This window comes from Streptomyces sp. NPDC050534 (assembly GCF_044457745.1).
Taxonomy (GTDB): Bacteria; Actinomycetota; Actinomycetes; order Streptomycetales; family Streptomycetaceae; genus Streptomyces.
The window spans coordinates 903,937-924,050 of sequence record NZ_JBITHF010000002.1 but is presented as its reverse complement, the minus strand read 5'-3'; the positions used below and the strand labels follow the sequence as shown (position 1 = coordinate 924,050).

The window sequence follows — 20,114 nt, the reverse complement described above, 5'->3', positions numbered from 1 at the left end:
AGAGGTCTCCAGAGAGGGCGGCGGGGCGGCGAGCGTACAGGGGAAAGCGCTTTCTGCCCGGAGCTTACTTCAGGTAGGAAAGGCCCGGGTGAACGTGCGCGTAGTCCTCGACCAGCCGCCGGGCCACATTCACAGAGTCGACGAGCGGATGCAGCGCGAACGCCTTCACCGCCGTCGTACGGGAGCCGGACTCGGCGGCGGCCAGCACCTCGCGCTCGACCGCCTTGACCGCGCAGACCAGGCCGGTGGCGTGGCCGGGCAGCGGGGCGACGGTGACCGGGTGCGCGCCGTTGGCGTCGACCAGGCACGGGACCTCGATGACGGCCTCGGTGTCGAGCACCGAGAGGGTGCCGCGGTTGCGGACGTTGAGGATCAGCGTGGTGCGTTCGTCGCGGGCGATGGCCCGCATCAGGGCGAGGGCGACCTTCTCGTAGCCGCCGGAGAGGTCGTCGGCGTCGCGCTCGCCGGCGCCCGCGCTCTCCCGGTTCTCGGCCATGTACGTCGCCTCGCGCTCGGCACGGGTGCGGTCCCAGGTGGCGAGCGCCCGGGCCTCGGGGTCGCGCATCTCCTCGTAGAAACGCGCCTGCTGGTCGCGGAGGAAGGCGCCGCGGGTCCTCTCGGCCTGCTGGTAGGCGCGCACGGCCTCGCGGTTGAAGTAGTAGTAGTGCAGGTACTCGTTGGGGATCGCGCCGAGCGACTGGAGCCAGTCCACGCCGAAGAGCTTGCCCTCCTCGAAGGAGCCGAGCAGGTCGGGATCGGCGAGCAGCCGCGGGAGTTCGTCGCGCCCCGCGATGTGCAGGCCGCGCACCCAGCCGAGGTGGTTGAGGCCGACGTAGTCGATCCACGCCTCCTGCGGGTTGCCGCCGAGGACGCGGGCGATACGGCGGCCGAGGCCGACCGGGGAGTCGCAGATGCCGATGACGCGGTCGCCGAGGTGGCGGGACATGGCCTCGGTGACCAGGCCCGCCGGGTTGGTGAAGTTGATGACCCAGGCGTCCGGCGCGAGGCGGGCCACGCGGCGTGCGATGTCGACGGCGACCGGGACGGTGCGCAGGCCGTAGGCGATGCCGCCCGCGCCGACGGTCTCCTGGCCGAGGACGCCTTCCGCGAGGGCCACCCGCTCGTCCTCCGCCCTGCCCTCCAGGCCGCCGACGCGGATCGCGGAGAAGACGAAGTCGGCGCCGCGCAGGGCCTCGTCGAGGTCGGTCGTGGCGGTCACCGTGGGGGCGCCGGGACTGCCCGCCGCCTGCTCGGCCAGGACCCGGGCGACCGCGCCCAGCCGGCCGGCGTCCAGGTCGTGCAGCACGACCTCGGTGACCCGCCCCTCGGCGTGGTCGGTCAGCAGAGCCCCGTACACCAGCGGCACCCTGAACCCGCCGCCGCCAAGAATCGTCAGCTTCACGGCTGCACCTTTCCTGCCAGCACGACCTCGACGCCCGCCTCCTCCAGGGAGGAGCGGGTCGCCGGGTCGACCGGCGCGTTCGTCACCACCACGTCCAGGTCGTCGGGACCGCAGACCTTCGCCATCCCCGTACCCGGGAACTTCGCCGTGTCCGCGAGCAGCACGACCTTCTCGCTCGCCTTGATCATGGCGCGCTTGACCGGCACCTCGACGACCGTCGTGTCCATCACCTGCCCACCCGGGCGCACTCCACTGGTGCCCAGGAAGAGCCAGTCGGCATGCAGCTGGCGCAGATTGTCCTCGGTGAGGAAGCCGACCAGGGAGCGGTACTCGCGGCGCACCATGCCGCCGAGCAGCACCAGCTCGATGCCCTCGTCGTCGGCGAGCTCCTCGTAGACCACCAGGTTGCTGGTGATCACGGTGAGGCGGCGGCCGTGCAGCTGGCGGGCCAGCCGGTAGGCGGTGGTGCCGATGTCGAGCAGCACCGACTGGCCGTCCGCGACCATCGCCGCGGCGCGCGCGGCTATCGCGTCCTTCTCGGCCACGCGCACCTCGGCGACCTCGGCGAAGGGCTGGTCGCCCTCCTCCACGACGGCGCCGCCGTGCACGCGGGTGAGCAGCCCGTCCTCCTCCAGCTTGACCAGGTCGCGCCTGATCGTGGCGGGACTCGCGTCCAGCTTCTCGGAGAGGTCGGTCACGGATGCGGGGCCGCCGGAGCGCAGGGCCCGCAGGATGAGTTGATGTCGTCGTTCAGCCAGCACGCCGTGAACACTACTCGTCATCTTCAATCATTTCCATGCTCACTTCTGCTGAGGTATTGACCAATCTCGCGGAGCGGCGCACGATTCCCGTCATCGAAATTGACGAGTTTTGACGAGAGGCTGCGCGTGGACGACGACAGGCCTGAGGTGCTGCTGACCGGGCTGCTCTTCTACGACCTCGTCCTCACGGGGCTCGGGAAGCCGCCGACGCCGGGCGAGGAGATCTGGACGGCCGGCATGGGCTGCGGCCCCGGCGGCATCGCGAACCTCGCGGTGGCCGCGTCCCGCTTCGGCCTGCGCACCTCGCTGGCCACGGTCTTCGGCGACGACTTCTACGGCGCGTACTGCCGCGACGTCCTCGGCGACCAGGAAGGCGTCGACCTCTCACTCTCCCGCACCGCGGACGGCTGGCCCACCCCCGTCACCGTCTCGCTGGCCGCCGGGCACGACCGGGCCCTGGTCACACACGGCCAGGAGCCCCCGTACTCCCAGGACGCGCTGGTGGGCGACCCGCCCGAGGCGCGCACCGCCCTCGTCCACCTAGAGGCCGAGCCGCGCGCCTGGCTCGCCAAGGCCGCCGCGAACGGCACGCGGATCTATGCCGACGTCGGCTGGGACCCCACCCAGGAGTGGTCCTCGGACCTGCTGGACCAGCTCGCCCTGTGCCACGCCTTCCTCCCCAACGAGACCGAGGCGATGGCCTACACCCGCACCGGCAGCGCGGTCGCGGCCCTCGGCACGCTCTCCGAGCTGGTGCCGGTGGCCGTGGTCACCCGGGGCGGGCACGGCGCGGTCGCCGTCGACCAGACCACCGGCGAGTACGCGGAGGTCCTGGCCCTGGACGTCGACGTCGTGGACGCCACGGGCGCCGGCGACGTGTTCGGCGCGAGCTTCGTCGCGGCCTCGCTCGGCGGCTGGCCGCTCGAGGAGCGGCTGCGGTTCGCCGTCCTCGCCGCCGGACTGTCCGTCCGCCACCACGGCGGCGCGCTCGCCGCCCCCGGCTGGTACGGCGTCGACCGCTGGTGGCGCTCCCTGACCGACCCCGGGCTGAAGCGCGCGTACGGCTTCCTCGCGGACCGGATCCCCGCGGACGTCGGCCCGCCGGTCCGGTACGCCCCCGTCACCCCGCCCGCACGGCCGCACTGACCCCCTTCACGCCCCTCACATGGCGCCCCTCTCATGCGAAGTCCAGAAAAGATCCGAAAGGCGGTGGGAGCTGTGCGGCTCTCACGAAGAGGCCTGCTGCGCGCGGGCCTGGCCGGCACGGCCGCCACGGCCCTCGGCGGCCTGACGTCCGGCTGTGCCGTACCGACCGGCTCGACCGGCCGGAACATGGTCCTGTGGTACTGGGACGGCGGCCTCGGCGACACGGTCCTGAAGAAGGCCAGGGCCCGTTACGACTCCACGGTGGATCTCAAGGCCATCAAGATCGGCGGCTACTACCGGTCCAAGCTGATCACCACGCTCACGGGCCGCGCCCACGTCCCCGACATCGCGGGCCTCAAGGGCGAGGACATGGCGTCCTACCTGCCCGACGCCGAGCAGTTCGTGGACCTGCGCACGCTCGGGGCGCAGAAGTACAGGTCCCAGTACCTGCCGTGGAAATGGCAGCAGGGCATCGCCGACGACGGCACGATGGTCGGCTTCCCCATCGACTGCGGCCCGGTCGCGCACTTCTACCAGTACCAGGTCTTCCGGAAGGCGGGACTGCCCTACGAACCCGCCGACGTCTCCGCGGAGTTGAACACCTGGGAGAAGTTCTTCACGGCCGGCGAGCAGCTGAGGAAGCGGATCCCGGGAACCTCGCTGCTCACCGACGTCAACAGCGTCTTCGAGAACATCGTGCAGCAGGGCGCCAAGCGCTACGTCGACAAGGACCGCCGCTTCATCGGCGACCAGCACCACGTGCGCCACGCCTGGGATCTCGCGGTGGAGGCCAAGCGGCGCGGCATCGTCTCCGACCTCGTCACCGGCACCCCGGACCAGATCTCCGCGGTGGACACCGGCAAGCTCCCCAGCCAGCTCGGTGCCTCCTGGGCGACGTACGACATCAAGAACGGCAACCCGAAGACCAAGGGCAGGTGGCGGATCGCCGACATGCCGGTGCGGCCGTCCAACAACGGCGGCTCGTTCCTGTCGATCACCAAGGCGTGCCGGGAGCCCGAGCACGCCTTCGAGATCATCGCGTGGATGCTCAACGCGGCCAACCAGGCCACAGGTTACGTCGACGCGGGCCTGTTCCCCTCCACACCCGCCTCCTACGGCCTGAAGCAACTGCGCGAGCCCGACCCGTTCTTCGGCGGCCAGGTGACCACGGACGTCTTCGGCCCGGCCGCGCAGAAGATCGCCATCGCCTACAACAGCCCGTACGACGTGGCGCTCGGGCAGCCCATCAAGGACGAGATCAAGAACGTCGGCGTCCTCGGCAAGGACCCGGAGAAGGCCTGGAGTGACGCCATGAGCAAGTGCCGGCGCATCGCGAAGCATCTGGGGGTGAGCTACTGATGGCCACCGCCCTGGAGAAGCCTCCCGTCATCACGGAAGCGGCCCCAACTACCCGGCCCCGCACGGGACTCCGCAAGTACTGGCACCTCTACGCCGCGATCTCCCCCTTCTATCTCCTCTTCCTCGCCTTCGGCCTGGTCCCCGTCGGCTTCTCGCTCTATCTGTCCTTCCACCGCTGGGACGGCCTCGGCCCGACGGAGTGGGCCGGCCTGTCGCAGTACCGGTACCTGCTGGCCGACAGCGACTTCTGGAGCTCGATCGGCAACACGCTCATCATCTGGGCGCTGGCCACCTTCCCCATGATCTTCCTGGCGATGGTCACGGCCGTGATGCTCAACTCGGCGGTCCGCTTCAAGAACGCCTACCGCTTCGCCTACTTCCTGCCGAACGTCACCTCGGTCGTCGCGATCGCCATCGTCTTCGGCTCGGTCTTCTCCACCAACTTCGGCCTCGTCAACGCCCTGTTGCAGGCCGTGGGCCTGGACCAGGTGGCCTGGCTGAACACGCCGTGGGGCATCAAGGTCGCCATCGCGACGCTGATGACCTGGCAGTGGACCGGCTACAACGCGATCATCTTCCTCGCCGGCCTGCAGACCATCCCGGGCGAGCTGTACGAGGCGGCGCGGGTGGACGGCGCGAACCCCGTGCAGACGTTCTTCCGGATCACGCTGCCGATGCTGCGCCCGACGCTGCTGTTCGTGCTCGTGGTCTCGACGGTGACGGGTCTGCAGAGCTTCACCGAGGCGCAGGTGCTGCTGCAGAACACCTCCAACGACTCGACCTTCTCCGGGGGCCCGGACCACGCGGGCCGCACGATGGTCCTCTACTTCTTCCAGCAGACCTTCGACAACAACGACTTCGGCTACGGCGCCGCCGTGGCATGGGGGATCTTCCTCGTCGTCGTCATCTTCTCGATCATCAACTGGCGGCTGGTGCAGCGCCGGGGCGAAGACTAGGAGGCCCGAGCGCCATGGCATCCCTCCAGCACACCAAGCGCCCCAGGGGCATCAAGGGAACCCGCGGCCGCGGCATCGCACTGCACGCCGTCCTCGTCGCCGGACTGCTGCTGTCGGCCTTCCCCTTCTACTGGGCCGTCGTCATGTCGACCCACACCTCCAGCGAGATCTTCTCCTACCCGCCCAAGCTGCTGCCCGGCTCGCACTTCCTGCAGAACGTCCGCAGCCTCTTCGACAACATCGACTTCTTCGGCTCGATGCTCAACTCGCTGCTGGTGGCGTCGGCGGTGACCTTCCTGGTCCTGTTCTTCGACTCGCTGGCCGCGTTCGTCTTCGCCAAGTTCCAATTCCCGGGCCGCAGAGTGCTGTTCGTCCTGCTGATGGCGATCTTCATGGTGCCGACGCAGATGGCGATCATCCCGCAGTTCGTGATGATGGCGAAGATCGGCTGGATCGGCTCCATGACGGCGCTGATCGTGCCGGCGGCGGCCAACGCCTTCGGCATCTTCTGGATGCGCCAGTACATGAAGAGCGCCATCCACGACGAGCTGCTAGACGCCTCGCGCATCGACGGAGCGGGCTTCCTGCGTCAGTACTGGCACGTGGCCCTCCCGGTGGTCCGGCCTGGCCTGGCCTTTCTCGGCATCTTCACCTTCATGGGCCAGTGGAACGACTACGCCTGGCCCCTGGTCGCCCTCACCAACCCCGACAACGTCACCCTCCAGGTCGCGCTGTCCCAGCTCAACGGCGTCCACGGCACCACGGACTACGGAATGGTCATGACCGGCGCCCTGCTCGCGCTGGTCCCGCTGCTGCTCGTCTTCGCGATCGGCGCCAAGCAGATCATCGGCGACCTCGGCAAGGGAGCCATCCGTTGACCGACCCCCTGCTCGCGCTCCGCCCCTGGGAGGCACCCGAGGTGACCTCCTGGGGGCGGCTCGCGGCGCACGCCGTCGACCGGCGCGCGGGAGCCCTCTCCCTGGACGGCGACTGGCGCTTCCAGCTGCTGCCCGTTCCGGACGCGCCGGTCGGCGGTGCCTGGTCCTCGGCATGCGTCCCCGGCGCCTGGACCATGCAGTCCGCCGGTGCCGACGACCTGCCGCAGTACACCAACGTCCGGATGCCGTTCCCCGACGTCCCGCCCGGCTCCCCCGCCGACAACCCGACGGGCGTGTACGAACGCGAGCTGGACATTCCCGCCGACTGGTCCGGACGCCGGATCGTGCTCCAGGTCGGCGCCGCCGAAAGCGTGCTGCTCGTGCACGTCGACGGGCGGCCCGTCGGCATCTCCAAGGACTCCCACCTGGCCGCCGAGTTCGACCTCACCGGCGTGGTACGCGCCGGTGAGCGGTCGGTGCTGCGGCTGACCGTGGTGAAGTGGTCGGACGCCTCGCACATCGAGGACCAGGACCACTGGTGGCACGCGGGCATCACACGGTCGGTGCTGCTGTACGCGACCGACCCACTGCACCTGGCCGACGTGACCGTGCGCGCCGGGTACGACGGCGGACTGCGCGTCGACTGCCGCGTACGCGACGCGCGGGGCGCGCTGCCGGCCGGGTGGTACGTCAGCGCCGACCTGACGGATCAACTCCTGTCGCAGGACTCGGAGTTCGACCGTCTCAACACCGAGGACGAAAGGGTCTCCGACTTCCTCGGCGAGGCCCGCATCCAGACCACCGTGCCCGAGGTGCGCACCTGGAACGCCGAGACGCCCGAGCTGTACGACCTGACCGTCCGCCTGCACCGCCCGGACGGCACCGTCGCCGACACCTCCCGCCACCGCATCGGGTTCCGCGACGTCGAGATCGCCGGCCGCGACCTCCTCCTCAACGGCGAGCGCGTGTTCATCCGCGGCGTCAACCGGCACGACTTCCACCCGCTGACCGGCCGCACGGTCACCCGCGACGACATGCGCGCGGACCTCGTCCTGCTGAAGCGGTTCGGCTTCAACGCGATCCGCACCTCCCACTACCCGTGCGACCCCGCCCTCTACGACCTGGCCGACGAACTCGGCTTCTACGTCGTCGACGAGGCGGACATCGAGTCACACGACCATGCCCACGAGATCGCCGACGACCCGCGCTACCTGAACGCCTTCGTGGACCGCGTCTCGCGGATGGTGCTGCGGGACAAGAACCACCCCTCGGTCATCGTCTGGTCGCTGGGCAACGAGTCCGACTACGGCGCGAACCACGACGCGGCGGCCGGATGGGTGCGCCGGCACGACCCGACCCGGCCGATCCAGTACGAGGGCGCCGCCAAGCTCGACTGGGCGGCCACCGACGACGCCTCCGACATCGCCTGCCCCATGTACGCGCCGATCGAGGACTGCGTCGCCCACGCCCTCTCGGGGCGGCAGACCAGGCCCCTCATCCAGTGCGAGTACAGCCACGCCATGGGCAACAGCAACGGCACGCTGGCGGACCATTGGGCGGCCATCGAGTCCACGCCGGGTCTTCAGGGCGGGTTCATCTGGGAGTTCTGGGACCACGGAATCCTGCAACGCGTGAGCGACGGCAGACCTGCCGGGCGCGCGGGCGCCGGGCTGTACGACAACGGTGTCACCGCACCCGGCCACCGCTGGGCCTACGGCGGCGACTTCGGCGAGACGATCCACGACGGCGCGTTCGTCGCCGACGGTGTCGTCTTCCCCGACCGCACCCCGAAGCCCGCGCTGTACGAGCACCGGGAGATCGCGGCGCCCGTACGCATCGAGTGCTACCGGCACGAGGGCATCGTGCTCGGCAACCACCAGCACTTCCGCGGCCTGGACTGGCTGTCCGGCACCTGGGAGCTGTCCCTGGCCGACGGCCGCACGCTGACCGCACCGGCCGAGCTGCCCCATCTGCGGCCGGGCGAGACGGCCGCCGTGCCGCTGCCCTTCGCCGTGCCGTGCGACGGCGGCGAGACCTGGCTGACGCTGCGGGTGACGACGGCCGAGGACCTGCCGTGGGCGCCGCGCGGCACGGAGGTGTGCGTGCCGCAGGTGCGGCTGCGCGGGCCCTCCGTGTCCCGGGACGTCCCCGTGGAAGGTGTCGTGCGGGTCGACGACGAGGGCCTCCTGCTCCATCCCCTGCTGACCGCCGGCCCCACGCTGTCCCTGTGGCGGGCGCCCACCGACAACGACGAGCTCGGCGGCACGGCCCCGCGCCGGCGGACGTGGGGGCTCGACGCCCTGGTCCGCAAGGCGGTCTCGGTACGACGGGACGACGGCCGGGTCACCGTGGACGCCGAGTACGCCGGCACGGCCGGCGTCGTACGCCACCGGCAGGTGCTCACTCCCGTCGAGGGCGGCATCCTGATCGCCGAGGAGGCCGAACTGCCGGAGGAGTTCGACGACGTGGCGCGGGTCGGCTCGGTCTTCGAGACGGTAGGGGGCCTGGACCTGCTGGAGTGGTTCGGGCAGGGACCGTGGGAGTCGTATCCCGACCGGAGCGCGGGCGCGCCCGTCGGCCATCATGCCGTTCCCGTGGACGAGTTGTTCACCCCCTACCTGCGTCCGCAGGAGAGCGGCGGCCGGCACGGCGTACGGCGCTTCACGCTGTCCGCGCCGGACGCGACCGGTCTCGAGGTCGAGCTGGACGAGCCGCGTCAGGTCTCGGTGACCCGGTTCCGTGCCGAGGACCTGACCGCCGCCACGCACCACGACGGACTGGTGCCGCGGCCCGGGTGCATCGTGCACGTAGACGCGGCGCACCGGGGGCTGGGCACGGCGTCCTGCGGGCCCGACACCTCCGCCTCGTACCTCATCTCCCCCGGCGTCCACCGTTGGAGCTGGACGCTGCGCGTTCACTGAACTCCCCCGCCCGCCTTCCTGTCCCATGTCACATGTGACATGTCACATCCCACGGAGCACGCGTGTGTACTTCGCATGACCACAGCCAGAGCGAACCCGCGCAGGCCAGCGCCGGAAGACGCAGTTTCCTCAGGGCCACCGCGCTGCTGGGCGCCGCCGCCTCGGCCTCGGTCGCGCTGCCGGCCGTCGCCGAAGCGGCCTTGGCGAGCGGTTGGCGACCCGACACGGAGAGTCGGCGCTTCACCCTCGCGGTGATGCCCGACACCCAGTACCTCTTCGACGGGCCCAGCATCAACCCGGCGCCCATCGAGGCGTCCCTGCGCTACCTGCTGGAGCACGGCAGGGACGACAACATCGTCTTCCTGTCCCACCTCGGCGACCTCACCCAGAACGGCGCCAAGGAGGAATTCGCCGCGATCAGCGAGGCGTTCGGGCTGCTCGACCGGCGGGGCGTCGGCTACAGCGTCCTGGCCGGCAACCACGACATCAAGTCGTCGACGGACGACCAGCGCGGTCCGACGCCGTACCTGGACGCCTTCGGACCGCAGCGCTTCAAAGGCAAGCCGACGTTCGGGGGCGCCTCTTCGGACGGTTACCACACCTACCACCGGTTCCGGGCAGCCGGGCGCGAGTGGCTGGTGCTGGCGCTGGACTGGCGGCTGTCGGCGAAGGGGTACGCCTGGGCGAAGGACGTGCTGGCTCAGCACCCGAAGACGCCGGTCATCCTCACCACGCACGAACTCGTCGTGGCGGAAGAGGAGTTGTCCGACCACGGGCAGCAGCTCTGGGACCAGCTGGTCGACGGCCACGACCAGATCTTCCTCACCCTCAACGGCCACTACTGGCCCGCGGGCCGGGCGACCCGCGAGAACGCGGCCGGCAACGCGGTCCATCTCCATCTCACGAACTACCAGAACCGCTACTTCGGCGGTGCGGCGATGATCCGCCTCTACCACTTCGACCTGGACCGCAACGTCATCGACGTGGAGACGGTCTCGCCGTGGATCCTCGGCCGGGCGAAGAAGGGTCTCAACGAGCTGGAGCGGCAGGAGCTCGAGCTCAGCGGCGACGCGGACCGCTTCTCCGTCGACATCGACTTCGCCGACCGCTTCTCCGGCTTCGACCCCGAACCGGCCCGCCCGGCGCGTCCCGCCTCCGCGATGCTGGTCCGTGGCACGGCCGCCTACTGGCGCTTCGACTCGGCCGTCCCCGGCACCGGCACGGTCCGCGACCTGTCCGGCCACGGCAACGACCTCACCGTGGTCTCCGTCGGCGGCGGCACACTGGGCTGGTCGGCGGACCACCACCCCGACCAGCCCGGCCACGGCAGCCTGGAGTTCCAGGGCTACAAGTCGCCGCTGAAGGGCGCGTATCTGAAGACGGTCGACGGCGCCCCGCTCAACTCGGCCACATTCGGCGGCGGTTACACCATCGAGGCGTTCTACCGGCTGCCCGCCGACTGGGATCCGGCTCACCACGCCTGGTCCGGCATCGTCGGCCGCACCGGCACGGGCCGCGATGCGGGCAAGACCGCCGACGACCCCGACGAGCCCCTGGCCACGCTCTCGCTGTCCGACGACCGCGAGCCGCAGTGGGCGATGCGCCCGCTCAACCAGGAGGGCATCGCCACCAACTGGGGCCAGGAGACGCCGCTGGAGACCTGGTGGCACCTCGCCGTGGTCAACGACGGACGGCACACGACCCTCTATGTCGAGGGCTGCCCCGTCGTCCGCAACCCGAGCGCCACCGCGACCGGCATCGCCTCCGCCGGCCTGCCCTGGCTGCTGGGCGGCTACACGTACGCCGACAAGATCGACCAGATCCTGCACGGCCGCCTCGGCGACGTCCGGATCGTCGCGCGGGCGCTGCCCGTCACCTCCTTCATGACCCACTGACGCCCTCGAAATGGACACGTACCCGACCATGACCGAGCAGCAGCTGCCCGTCTGGGCCGACCCGTCCGTCTCCCCCGGCGACCTCGACGCCCAGGGCGTGTCGAGGCGCCAACTACTGCGCCGCGCGGGCCTGTTCGGCGCCGCGTTCGCGCTCGGTGCGGCGGCTGCACCGGCCCTCGCCGGACCCGCCTCCGCCGCCGAGGCCGCCTCCGGCCGCGGCTTCGGCGGAGACGACCCGCGCCTGGCCTACCTCGTCGGCGACCACCACGTGCACTCCGTCTACAGCCACGACGCGAAGTACACGTTCTCCCAGCAGGCGCGCGCCGCCGCCACGTACGGCCTGGACTGGATGGTGTTCAACGAGCACTCCAACTTCGGGCACGCCCGCTACGGCGCGAAGCTGGAGCACGCCGAGATCGTCAAGGCCCGCCGGGAGAACCCGCGTCAGCTGATCTTCCAGGGCCTGGAGTGGTACATCCCGGCCGCCGAGCACTGCACCGTGTTCGCCGCGCCCGGCCCGCACGAGACCGACCTGCTCACGCGGTTCGAGCTCGCCTACGACGGCAAACTGCTCGGCTACGACAAGGGCGGCGCCGCCGACGCCGACACCGCCCGCAACGAGGCGCACGCCGTCAAGGCGGTCAAGTGGCTGGCGGAGCAGCGCCGTTCGGGCTACGTCGACGATGTCCTCGTCCTCGCCAACCATCCCCTGCGCCTGGGCATCGACTCCCCGCACGAGATGCGCAACTGGCGGGACGCGGCCCCGGAGATCGTGATCGGCATGGAGGGCGCGCCCGGCGCCCAGGGTGCGGCGATCCCGGGCTGGCGCGGCAGCACGTCCATCCGCGGCGAGTACGAGAACAAGCCGTCCGCGCAGTCGTGGCCGGGCTACCCGGCGGACGCGTACCTCACCTACGGCGGCTTCGACTGGGCGACCGCCACCGTCGGCGGCCTGTGGGACGCGATGCTGTCGGAGGGCCGTCTCTTCACGATCACCACCAACTCCGACAACCACCGCACGGTCTTCGACACCTGGAGGAACGGCGACTGGCCGGCCGGGCAGAACTTCGACAACACCGGCAAGCTGCCCGACCCGGTGAACACCGACTCCCCGCAGCCGGGCAGCGACTTCTGGCCCGGCGAGTTCAGCCGCACCCACGTCGGGGTCACCCGCTACGGCCACCGCGCGGTGATGGCGGGCCTGCGCGCGGGCCGCGTCTGGCTCGACCACGGGCATCTGCTCGACGGGCTCGACGTCCGCCTGAAGCGGGACTGCGACCACGGACGCGGCGTCACGCTGGGCGGACGGCTGCGGGTCCGCAAAGGCGAGAAGATCACCCTGTACGTGACGGTGACGACGGCCTCCCGGGCCAACCCCCACGGAATCCTGCCGCAGTTGGCGCACGTGGACGTGATCCGCGGCGCGGTGCGCGGCCCGGAGAGCGACCGGGACGCCTGGCAGGCACCCGACACCAAGGTCGTGCACACCAAGGAGGTGTCCGGCCGCGACGGGACCTACACGCTGCGCATCCCGCTGACGGCGGGCGACGAGTCCTTCTACGTCCGGCTGCGCGGCAGTGACGGCAACCGCCACGGCACCGGCTACCTGGGCGCCTCCGTCGACCCGAACGGGCCGATTCCGCACGAGCCCGGAAACGGTGACCCGTGGGCCGATACGTGGTTCTATTCCAACCCCATCTTCGTCGACGTGGCAGGTATCTGATGAAGCGTCAGCTCATTGCTCTGGCCGCATTAACCTCCGCTTTCGCCGTCGGCGCCCCGAGCGCCTTCGCCTCCGGTGAGCCGCACTGGGCGCAGTCCGGTACGTCGTACACCGACACGCTGGGCGGCGGGCAGGGCCCGGCGAGCCGCGCCGACGGCTCGGTGCTGTACCGCGGCCTCGCGGACATCCCGCTGAGCCTGAGAGTCAAGGGCTGGAACCACGTCGGCGACCCGGACATCGCGCGCGGCTACACCTTCGACGCCTACCAGGGCGCCGACACGGGCACGTCGAAGATGTTCGCGGTCACCACGCCGGCCGGGAAGCGCTACGAGTACGTGCACCGGCTCAACCCCGGCGAGAAGATCAACAACTCCTTCGCGGCCGTGTCGCCCGACGCGCAGTGGCTGGTGTCGGGCGAGTGGGGCGACCAGAACCGGCTCCAGGTCTTCCCGGCCCCCCTGCTGAACCCGTCCACCCCGCAACAGGGCGGCGAGCTCGACGAGGCCTGGCAGATCACCCTGGACAAGCCGGTGCGCGACATCCAGGGCTGCGACTTCGTGACGGACACCCGCCTGGTGTGCGCCTCGGACGACGCGTCGGGGCAGCTCTTCCCCGAAAGCCGCCCCCTCCTCCAGGTCGACCTGCCGCACAAGCTCGACGGGCAGCCGGTCACCGGCTCGGTGACGGCCCTGTTCGGCCTCCCGCAGCAGAGCATCTGCAAGGACGGCACGTTCGAGGCGGAGGGCGTCGACTACGACGTGAACAGCGGCACGCTGCGGGCGGAGGTCGTCCCGCCGGGGGTGTGCGCGCTGGCGACGACGGTGTACTCGTACCGGTGGACGACGAGCTGATCGAGGACGACGTACGGTGGCCGCATGACAGGTGAGGAGTCGTTGCGGCCCCAGTCCCTCCTGCTGACGTTCCTGGGCGACCAGGTGCTCGGGCGGGACGTCTGCGTGTACTCGGGCAGCGTGATCGACGTGTTCGAGCGCGCCGGCGTCGGCGAGCAGGCGACCCGCTCGACCCTGACCCGGATGGTCAACCGGGGGCTGCTGCGCCGCCAGCGCGAGGGCCGCAGGATGTACTTCGGCCTGACCGAGCACGCGCGGGCCGTGCTGCACGACGGGGAGCGGCGCATCTGGCACACCGGCGCGGTCAACCGCGACTGGGACGGCACCTGGACCCTGCTCGGCTTCTCCCTCCCCGAGTCCTGGCAGCGGCAGCGGCACGACCTGCGCTCCAAGCTCACCTGGAGCGGCTTCGGCCCGCTGTTCAGCGGCCTGTGGATCGCGCCGGGCGAGATCGACGTGGCGGAGCTCGTGGCCGAGCTGGGCCTGTCCGCCCACGTGAAGGTCTTCCGCGCGCACGCCGACAGCGGCATGGACATCGGCGCGATGATCGAGGAGACCTGGGAGCTGCCCGAACTGGCCTCGCGCTACGAGGAGTTCACAGAGCGCTGGCAAGGCCGGGAGGATCCGCTGCCGGAGCCCGAGGACGCCCTCGTGCTGCGGCTGCGGCTGCACACCGAGTGGCTGCGGATCATCCGCGGCGACCCGCGCCTGCCGGTGAAGCACCTGCCGGACGACTGGCCGGCGGAGCGGGCCGAGAAGACGTTCCGGACGGTGCACGACCGGCTCACCCCGCTCGCGCGCGAGGCCTCGGGGCGCCTTCTCGACCTGGTGCCGGTCCGCCCCGATCAGGCGTAGAAGCGCGACAGGCTCTGCAGCACGGCGGCCGGCTTGGTGCCGCCCTCGATCTCGATCGTGCCGTCGACGGTGATCTGCACCCCGCCCGGCACGTCCTCGACCCCGGCGAGCCTGCCGACGAGACGGATCCGGGAGCCGGCCTTCACCGGCGAGGGGAAACGGACCTTGTTCAGGCCGTAGTTGACCTTCGTCGTGACGCCCTGGACGTCGAGCAGTTCGGTGAACAGGGGGATGAAGAGGGAGAGGGTCAGATAACCGTGCGCGATGGGCGCGCCGAAGGGGCCCTCCTTCGCGCGCTCGGGATCCACGTGGATCCACTGGTGGTCGCCGGTGGCGTCGGCGAAGGTGTCGATGCGCCGCTGGGTGACCTCGATCCACTCGCTGGTGCCGAGATCGCTGCCGGCGAGCTTCTTCAGCTCGTCGATGCCGTTGACGGTGACGCTCATGAGCAGCCTTGTTCCTTACGGGAGTCGGGGGGTGCCGTAGTGCTTGCGCACCCGGGACTTGAGGAGCTTTCCGGAGGCGGTGCGCGGGAGTTCGTCCGCGAGCGCCACCGACTTCGGGATCTTGTACTTGGCGAGGCGGCCGGACAGCGAGGCCAGCACCTCGTCGGGGTCGAGCGCGGCGCCCGCACGCGGCACGACGACCGCGCGCGGCACCTCGCCCCACCTGTCGTCCGGCACGCCGATGACCGCGCACTCGACGATGTCCGGGTGGGAGAGCAGCAGGTCCTCGATCTCGGCGGGGTAGATGTTCTCGCCGCCGGAGATGATCATGTCCTTGATGCGGTCGACGATGTGGACGTAGCCGTCCTCGTCCACCCGGGCCGCGTCCCCGCTGCGGAACCAGCCGTCGGTGAAGGTGCGGGCCGTCTCCTCGGGCAGCCCCCAGTAGCCGGGCATGACGTGCGGCCCGCGGACCACGACCTCGCCGGTCTCGCCGACGTCGGCCGGCGTGAAGTCCGGCCGTACGACGCGGACATCGCTGAAGAAGTGCGGGACGCCTGCCGAGCCCGCCTTGCTGACCGCGTGCTCGGCGTCCAGGAACAGGGTGCCGGGGGACGCCTCGGTCATGCCGTAGCCCTGGAGGAAGGTCAGGCCCCGCTCCTGGTACGCGGCGATCAGGGGCGTCGACACCGGTGAGCCGCCGCAGGTGAGGATCCGCAGCGACGACAGGTCCGCGTCCGGCCAGCGCGGATGCCGGGCCACCTGCTCGAACATCGTCGGCACCCCGAACATGAAGGTGATCCGGTGCCGTTCGATCAGGTCGAAGGTCGCCTCCGGGTCGAAGCTCTCCACCAGGACGCAGGTGCCGCCCTTCAGCAGCACCGGCAGCGTCAGCATGTTCAGGCCGGCCGTGTGGAACAACGGCGCGGAGACCAGGGCGCGTTCGTCGGCGATCAGGTCGGTGTCGACGAGGACGTTGAGCGCGTTCCAGGTCAGGTTGGCGTGGGTGAGCATCGCGCCCTTGGGGCGGCCGGTGGTCCCCGAGGTGTACATGATGACGCAGGTGTCGTCGGGCGTGACCGGCTCGTCGATCGGCTCGTCCGCGGCAGCGGCCGTCAACTCCTCGTATTCGGAGCCGACTTGGAGATACGTCCGTACGTCGGTGCCGCCCGGCAGTCCGGCGACGAGGCCGGCGTGCGCGGAACCGTAAACGAGCGCCTTCGCACCGGAGTCGGTGAGCTGGAAGGCGATCTCGGGGCCTGCGAGACGAGTGTTGAGCGGTACGAAGACCGCGCCGAGCGTGCCCGCCGCGAACAGAGTCTCCAGATAGGAAGGGTGGTTGGGGCCGAGGTAGGCGATGCGGTCGCCGCGCCGGACGCCGCGGGCGCGCAGCGCGTGGGCGAGGCGGGTGGTGCGGTCGTACAGCTGCGCGTACGTGAGCGAGGTGCCGCCGTGGATCAGGGCGGTGCGGTGCGGGGTCTTGCGGGCCCGGCGTGCGGGCCACGACCCCAGTCCCTCATTGCGCATCTACGGCCCCTTACGGCTTGGCCAGCCCGAGCAGCCGGGCGGCGTTCTCCTTGAGGATCTTCGGCTTGACCTCGTCCTTGATCGACAGCTTGCCGAAGTCGGCGAGCCAGCGGTCGGGGGTGAGGACGGGGAAGTCGGAGCCGAAGAGGACCTTGTCCTTGAGCAGCGTGTTGGCGTACTGCACGAGCTGCGGCGGGAAGTACTTCGGCGACCAGCCGGACAGGTCGATGTGCACGCCCGGCTTGTGGGTGGCGACGGCGAGCGCCTCGTCCTGCCAGGGGAAGGACGGATGCGCCAGGATGATCTTCAGGTGCGGGAAGTCGGCGGCGACGTCGTCGACGTGGAGCGGGTTGGAGTACTTGAGCCGGATGCCGCCCCCGCCGGGGACGCCGGCGCCGATGCCGGTCTGGCCGGTGTGGAAGAGGGCGATGGTGCCCGTCTCCTCGATCACCTCGTAGAGCTCGTACGCCACCGAGCGGTCGTTGGGGAAGAAGCCCTGGATGCTGGGGTGGAACTTGAAGCCCTTCACCCCGTACTCCTCGACCAGGCGGCGGGCCTGCTTGACGCCCGCCTTCCCGCGGAAGGGGTCGATGGAGGCGAAGGGGACGAGGACGTCGGCGTTGGCGGCGGCGGCCTCGGCGACCTCCTCGTTCGGGACGGGCGCGGTGCCGGTCGCCGACTCGGCGTCCACCGTGAAGATCACGGCGGCCATCTTCCGCTCGCGGTAGTAGGCGGCCGTCTCCTCCAGCGTGGGCTTCCGCTTGCCCTCGACCTTGAAGTAGGCGGAGGAGGCCTCGTGCAGGTCGTCGTCGAGGGAGGACTGTCCGCCCTTGGAGGAGACCTCCGCGTGGGTGTGGACGTCGATCGCGACGAGCTCGTCGAGGTTCATGGCGGGTTTCGTGCCGCGGTTCGTGGCGGGGGTCATCACGCCTCCGGGAGCTTGGGTGCCGGAATGCCGACCGACTGGAGTTCGGCGCCCACGGACGTCGGAAAGGCGTCGGCCAGGGTGTCGGGGGTCCAGCCGCCGTCGGCGTACGCCGCCTTGATCTCCTGCGGATGGGACCAGAGTGCCACCTTGTCGCCGCCGATGCCGATGGCCTGGCCGGTGATGCCCCGGGCGGCCCCGGAGGCGAGGAAGGGCACCAGGGCCGCGCAGTCCTCGGGGGTGCCGAAGCCCTCGCCCTTGCGCAGGAAGTCCGGCAGCGGCTCGCCGTTCCGCATGGCCTCGACGTACGGGGCGAAGGCGGGGATGGTCTCGGTCATCGCGGTCGCGGCGACCGGCACGATCGCGTTGACGGTGATGTTGGCGCGGCCCAGCTCCATCGACCAGGTGCGGGCCATCGCGGCGATGCCGGCCTTGGCGGCCGCGTAGTTGGTCTGCCCGAAGTTGCCGCGCTGGCCGGCCGGGGAGCCGACCAGGATCAGCGTGCCGCCCTCGCCCTGCTCGCGCATGCGGACGGCGGCGGCGCGGGCGCAGGTGAAGGTGCCCTTGAGGTGGGTGGTGACGACCGCGTCGAAGTCCTCGTCGGTCATCTTCCACAGCACCTTGTCGCGCAGGATGCCGGCGTTGGTGACCAGGATGTCGAGCCGGCCGAACTCCTCGACCGCGCGGGCCACCAGGCGGTCGGCGGCCTCGGTCGTGCCGACCGGGACCACTTCGGCGACGGCGGTGCCGCCGGCCTCGCGGATGGACTTCACGGCCGCCTCGGCCACCGCCTCGTCGACGTCGTTGACGACCACGGACGCGCCGTGGGCGGCCAGGGCGTGCGCGTAGGCGAGGCCGAGGCCCCGGCCGCTGCCGGTGACGACGGCGGCCTTGCCGGTGAGATCGATGCTGGGCACGGGTGGGTCCCTTCGGCTTGCTGGGTGCGGCTACGAGATCGAAGCTAAGAGCAATGATTGTTGACGTCAATAGTTGTTGGCGACCGGGAGGTGCGCCATGCTGGAATCTCCACCACGCACCGAGCACAGGGAGCCCGCCATCACACGCCAGCACGCCACCCCGCAGCCCATCGACGCGGACGAGCCGTGGATGCGCGGGCTCCACGCGGACACGGGCTATCTGCTGTACCGCCTCGGCCTGCGCTCCGGTCAGCTGTTCAACACGTTCCTCCAGGAGTCCGGACTGCGCCTGCGCCACTACGCGGTGCTGCGCTTCCTGGCCACCTCGGAGGGTGCGCCGCAGCGCGAGTTGAGTGCCCGGCTCGGTTACGACCCGAGCGCGATCGTCGGCCTGGTCGACGACCTGGAGAAGCTGGGCTTCGCCGAGCGCCGCCCCTCCCCCGGCGACCGCCGCAGCCGCATCGTCGCCCTCACCGGCGAGGGCCGCGCCTTCCTGCGCGACACCGACGAGGCGGGCCTGCGCGTGACGAACGAGCTGCTCGGCCCGCTGGAGCCGGCCGAACGGGAGGCGCTGCACGCGCTGCTGCTGCGGATCGCGGAGGACGGACTGGCCTGATGTCGCGCGTGAGTCCGTGAAGCGCCCGCCCCTACGACCCGGCCCACCCGAAGGACGCCCGCCCATGAACGACCTCCCCCACTCTCGGCTTCGCCCGAGCGGGGGCACCCCCACCGCGCCCGACCGGCTGCTGGCCGTGCTCGCCGCCTTCGACCACGAGCACCCGGCGCTGTCCCTGACGGACATCAGCCGGCGGGCCGGGCTGACCCTCACCACCGCGCACCGGCTCGTGGGCGCCCTCACCGACTGGGGTGCCCTGGAGCGGGACGACTCCGGCGTCTATCACGTCGGGCTCCGGCTCTGGGAGATCGCGACGCTCGCCCCGCGCGGACTCGCGCTGCGCCAGCTCGCCCTGCCGTACCTGGAGGACCTGTACGAGGCGACCCACGAGAACGTGCAGCTGGCGGTGCAGGACGGCGGAGAGGTCGTCTACACCGAGTGGATCTCGGGGCGTTCCGCGGTCGGGGTGCACATCCGCGTCGGCGCCCGCTGGCCGCTGCACGCCACCGGGGTCGGGCTCGTGCTGCTGGCGCACGGCGATCCGGAGTTCCAGGAGCAGTACTGCGCGGGCACGCTCGCGTCCTTCACGCCGTACACCATCACGGATCCGGCGCGGCTGCGCCGGGTGCTGGCCGAGGTGCGGCACACGGGGGTCGCGGTGAGCAGCCGCCAGGTGACCGACGACGCCCTGTCGGTGGCCGCCCCGGTGCGCGGCCGGGGCGGGGCGGTGGTCGCCGCGGTGTCGGTGGTGGTGCCGCAGACCGACGCGCAGGTACCGGTGCTGGCGCCCGCGGTGCGGCTCGCGGCACTCGGCATCTCGCGGGCGATGGGCTGGCGGCCGGCGAAGGAGCCGTGAGGCCCGCCCGGCGGGTGCCGGATATCCCTCTCACCGGCGAGGCCCGCCCGCGCGGCCGTCGTGATACTGGAGCTGCCCTT

17 protein-coding genes are annotated in these 20,114 nt (G+C 70.9%); 11 read left to right on the top strand and 6 right to left on the bottom strand.

What is annotated here, in order from left to right; translation table 11 throughout:
- Positions 1–64: 64 nt before the first annotated feature.
- Positions 65–1,402: a 6-phospho-beta-glucosidase gene (locus ACIBN2_RS09860; protein ID WP_399133718.1), complete on the bottom strand. Its 1,338-nt coding sequence runs from the start codon at positions 1,400–1,402 to the stop codon at positions 65–67.
- Complete coding sequence (locus ACIBN2_RS09855; RefSeq protein ID WP_399133974.1) at positions 1,399–2,163, bottom strand: DeoR/GlpR family DNA-binding transcription regulator; 765 nt, start codon at positions 2,161–2,163, stop codon at positions 1,399–1,401. The genes ACIBN2_RS09860 and ACIBN2_RS09855 overlap by 4 nt, the downstream gene beginning before the upstream one ends.
- Before the next feature lie 126 nt (positions 2,164–2,289).
- Here ACIBN2_RS09855 and ACIBN2_RS09850 point away from each other — a divergent pair, with 126 nt between their 5' ends.
- The 9 genes from ACIBN2_RS09850 (at position 2,290) to ACIBN2_RS09810 (ending at position 14,747) form a co-directional block, all read left to right on the top strand.
- Positions 2,290–3,309, top strand: coding sequence for a carbohydrate kinase family protein (locus ACIBN2_RS09850; protein ID WP_399133717.1), 1,020 nt, complete (start codon positions 2,290–2,292; stop codon positions 3,307–3,309).
- 72 nt (positions 3,310–3,381) lie between these two features.
- Positions 3,382–4,668: an ABC transporter substrate-binding protein gene (locus ACIBN2_RS09845; protein WP_399133715.1), complete on the top strand. Its 1,287-nt coding sequence runs from the start codon at positions 3,382–3,384 to the stop codon at positions 4,666–4,668.
- Positions 4,668–5,624 carry a carbohydrate ABC transporter permease gene (locus ACIBN2_RS09840; protein ID WP_399133714.1) on the top strand — a complete coding sequence of 319 codons (957 nt, stop codon included), beginning with the start codon at positions 4,668–4,670 and terminating at the stop codon, positions 5,622–5,624. Before ACIBN2_RS09845 ends, ACIBN2_RS09840 begins: the two co-directional genes overlap by 1 nt.
- 14 nt (positions 5,625–5,638) lie before the next feature.
- Positions 5,639–6,502, top strand: a complete 864-nt coding sequence (locus ACIBN2_RS09835; RefSeq protein WP_399133713.1) for a carbohydrate ABC transporter permease — start codon at positions 5,639–5,641, stop codon at positions 6,500–6,502.
- Positions 6,499–9,423 carry a glycoside hydrolase family 2 TIM barrel-domain containing protein gene (locus ACIBN2_RS09830; protein WP_399133712.1) on the top strand — a complete coding sequence of 975 codons (2,925 nt, stop codon included), beginning with the start codon at positions 6,499–6,501 and terminating at the stop codon, positions 9,421–9,423. Before ACIBN2_RS09835 ends, ACIBN2_RS09830 begins: the two co-directional genes overlap by 4 nt.
- Positions 9,424–9,485: 62 nt before the next feature.
- Positions 9,486–11,318 (top strand): LamG-like jellyroll fold domain-containing protein, encoded by a 1,833-nt coding sequence (locus ACIBN2_RS09825; RefSeq protein WP_399133711.1) that lies wholly within the window; start codon positions 9,486–9,488, stop codon positions 11,316–11,318.
- Between the two features lie 28 nt (positions 11,319–11,346).
- Positions 11,347–13,041, top strand: coding sequence for a histidinol-phosphatase (locus ACIBN2_RS09820; RefSeq protein WP_399133710.1), 1,695 nt, complete (start codon positions 11,347–11,349; stop codon positions 13,039–13,041).
- The gene (locus tag ACIBN2_RS09815) at positions 13,041–13,892 is read left to right on the top strand and encodes a hypothetical protein (protein WP_399133709.1); all 852 of its coding nucleotides are present in this window, start codon (positions 13,041–13,043) and stop codon (positions 13,890–13,892) included. Before ACIBN2_RS09820 ends, ACIBN2_RS09815 begins: the two co-directional genes overlap by 1 nt.
- Before the next feature lie 24 nt (positions 13,893–13,916).
- Positions 13,917–14,747 (top strand): PaaX family transcriptional regulator C-terminal domain-containing protein, encoded by an 831-nt coding sequence (locus tag ACIBN2_RS09810; RefSeq protein ID WP_399133708.1) that lies wholly within the window; start codon positions 13,917–13,919, stop codon positions 14,745–14,747.
- Here the strand turns inward: ACIBN2_RS09810 and ACIBN2_RS09805 are convergent.
- Genes ACIBN2_RS09805 through ACIBN2_RS09790 form a run of 4 tightly spaced genes read right to left on the bottom strand, consistent with a single transcriptional unit; the run spans position 14,738 to position 18,562 of the window.
- The gene (locus tag ACIBN2_RS09805) at positions 14,738–15,193 is read right to left on the bottom strand and encodes a MaoC family dehydratase (protein WP_399133707.1); all 456 of its coding nucleotides are present in this window, start codon (positions 15,191–15,193) and stop codon (positions 14,738–14,740) included. The two genes, ACIBN2_RS09810 and ACIBN2_RS09805, sit on opposite strands and share 10 nt — an antisense overlap.
- A 15-nt stretch (positions 15,194–15,208) precedes the next feature.
- On the bottom strand, positions 15,209–16,720 hold the full coding sequence (locus ACIBN2_RS09800; protein WP_399133706.1) for a long-chain fatty acid--CoA ligase: 1,512 nt from the start codon (positions 16,718–16,720) through the stop codon (positions 15,209–15,211).
- A 10-nt stretch (positions 16,721–16,730) separates the two neighbouring features.
- Complete coding sequence (locus tag ACIBN2_RS09795) at positions 16,731–17,609, bottom strand: amidohydrolase family protein (RefSeq protein ID WP_399133973.1); 879 nt, start codon at positions 17,607–17,609, stop codon at positions 16,731–16,733.
- Positions 17,610–17,644: 35 nt separating this feature from the next.
- Complete coding sequence (locus ACIBN2_RS09790) at positions 17,645–18,562, bottom strand: SDR family NAD(P)-dependent oxidoreductase (RefSeq protein ID WP_399133705.1); 918 nt, start codon at positions 18,560–18,562, stop codon at positions 17,645–17,647.
- 190 nt (positions 18,563–18,752) lie between these two features.
- Between ACIBN2_RS09790 and ACIBN2_RS09785 the strand changes: the two genes are divergently transcribed.
- Positions 18,753–19,178, top strand: a complete 426-nt coding sequence (locus tag ACIBN2_RS09785) for a MarR family winged helix-turn-helix transcriptional regulator (RefSeq protein ID WP_399133972.1) — start codon at positions 18,753–18,755, stop codon at positions 19,176–19,178.
- A gap of 64 nt (positions 19,179–19,242) precedes the next feature.
- On the top strand, positions 19,243–20,034 hold the full coding sequence (locus ACIBN2_RS09780; protein ID WP_399133704.1) for an IclR family transcriptional regulator: 792 nt from the start codon (positions 19,243–19,245) through the stop codon (positions 20,032–20,034).
- The last annotated feature ends 80 nt before the right edge of the window (positions 20,035–20,114 follow it).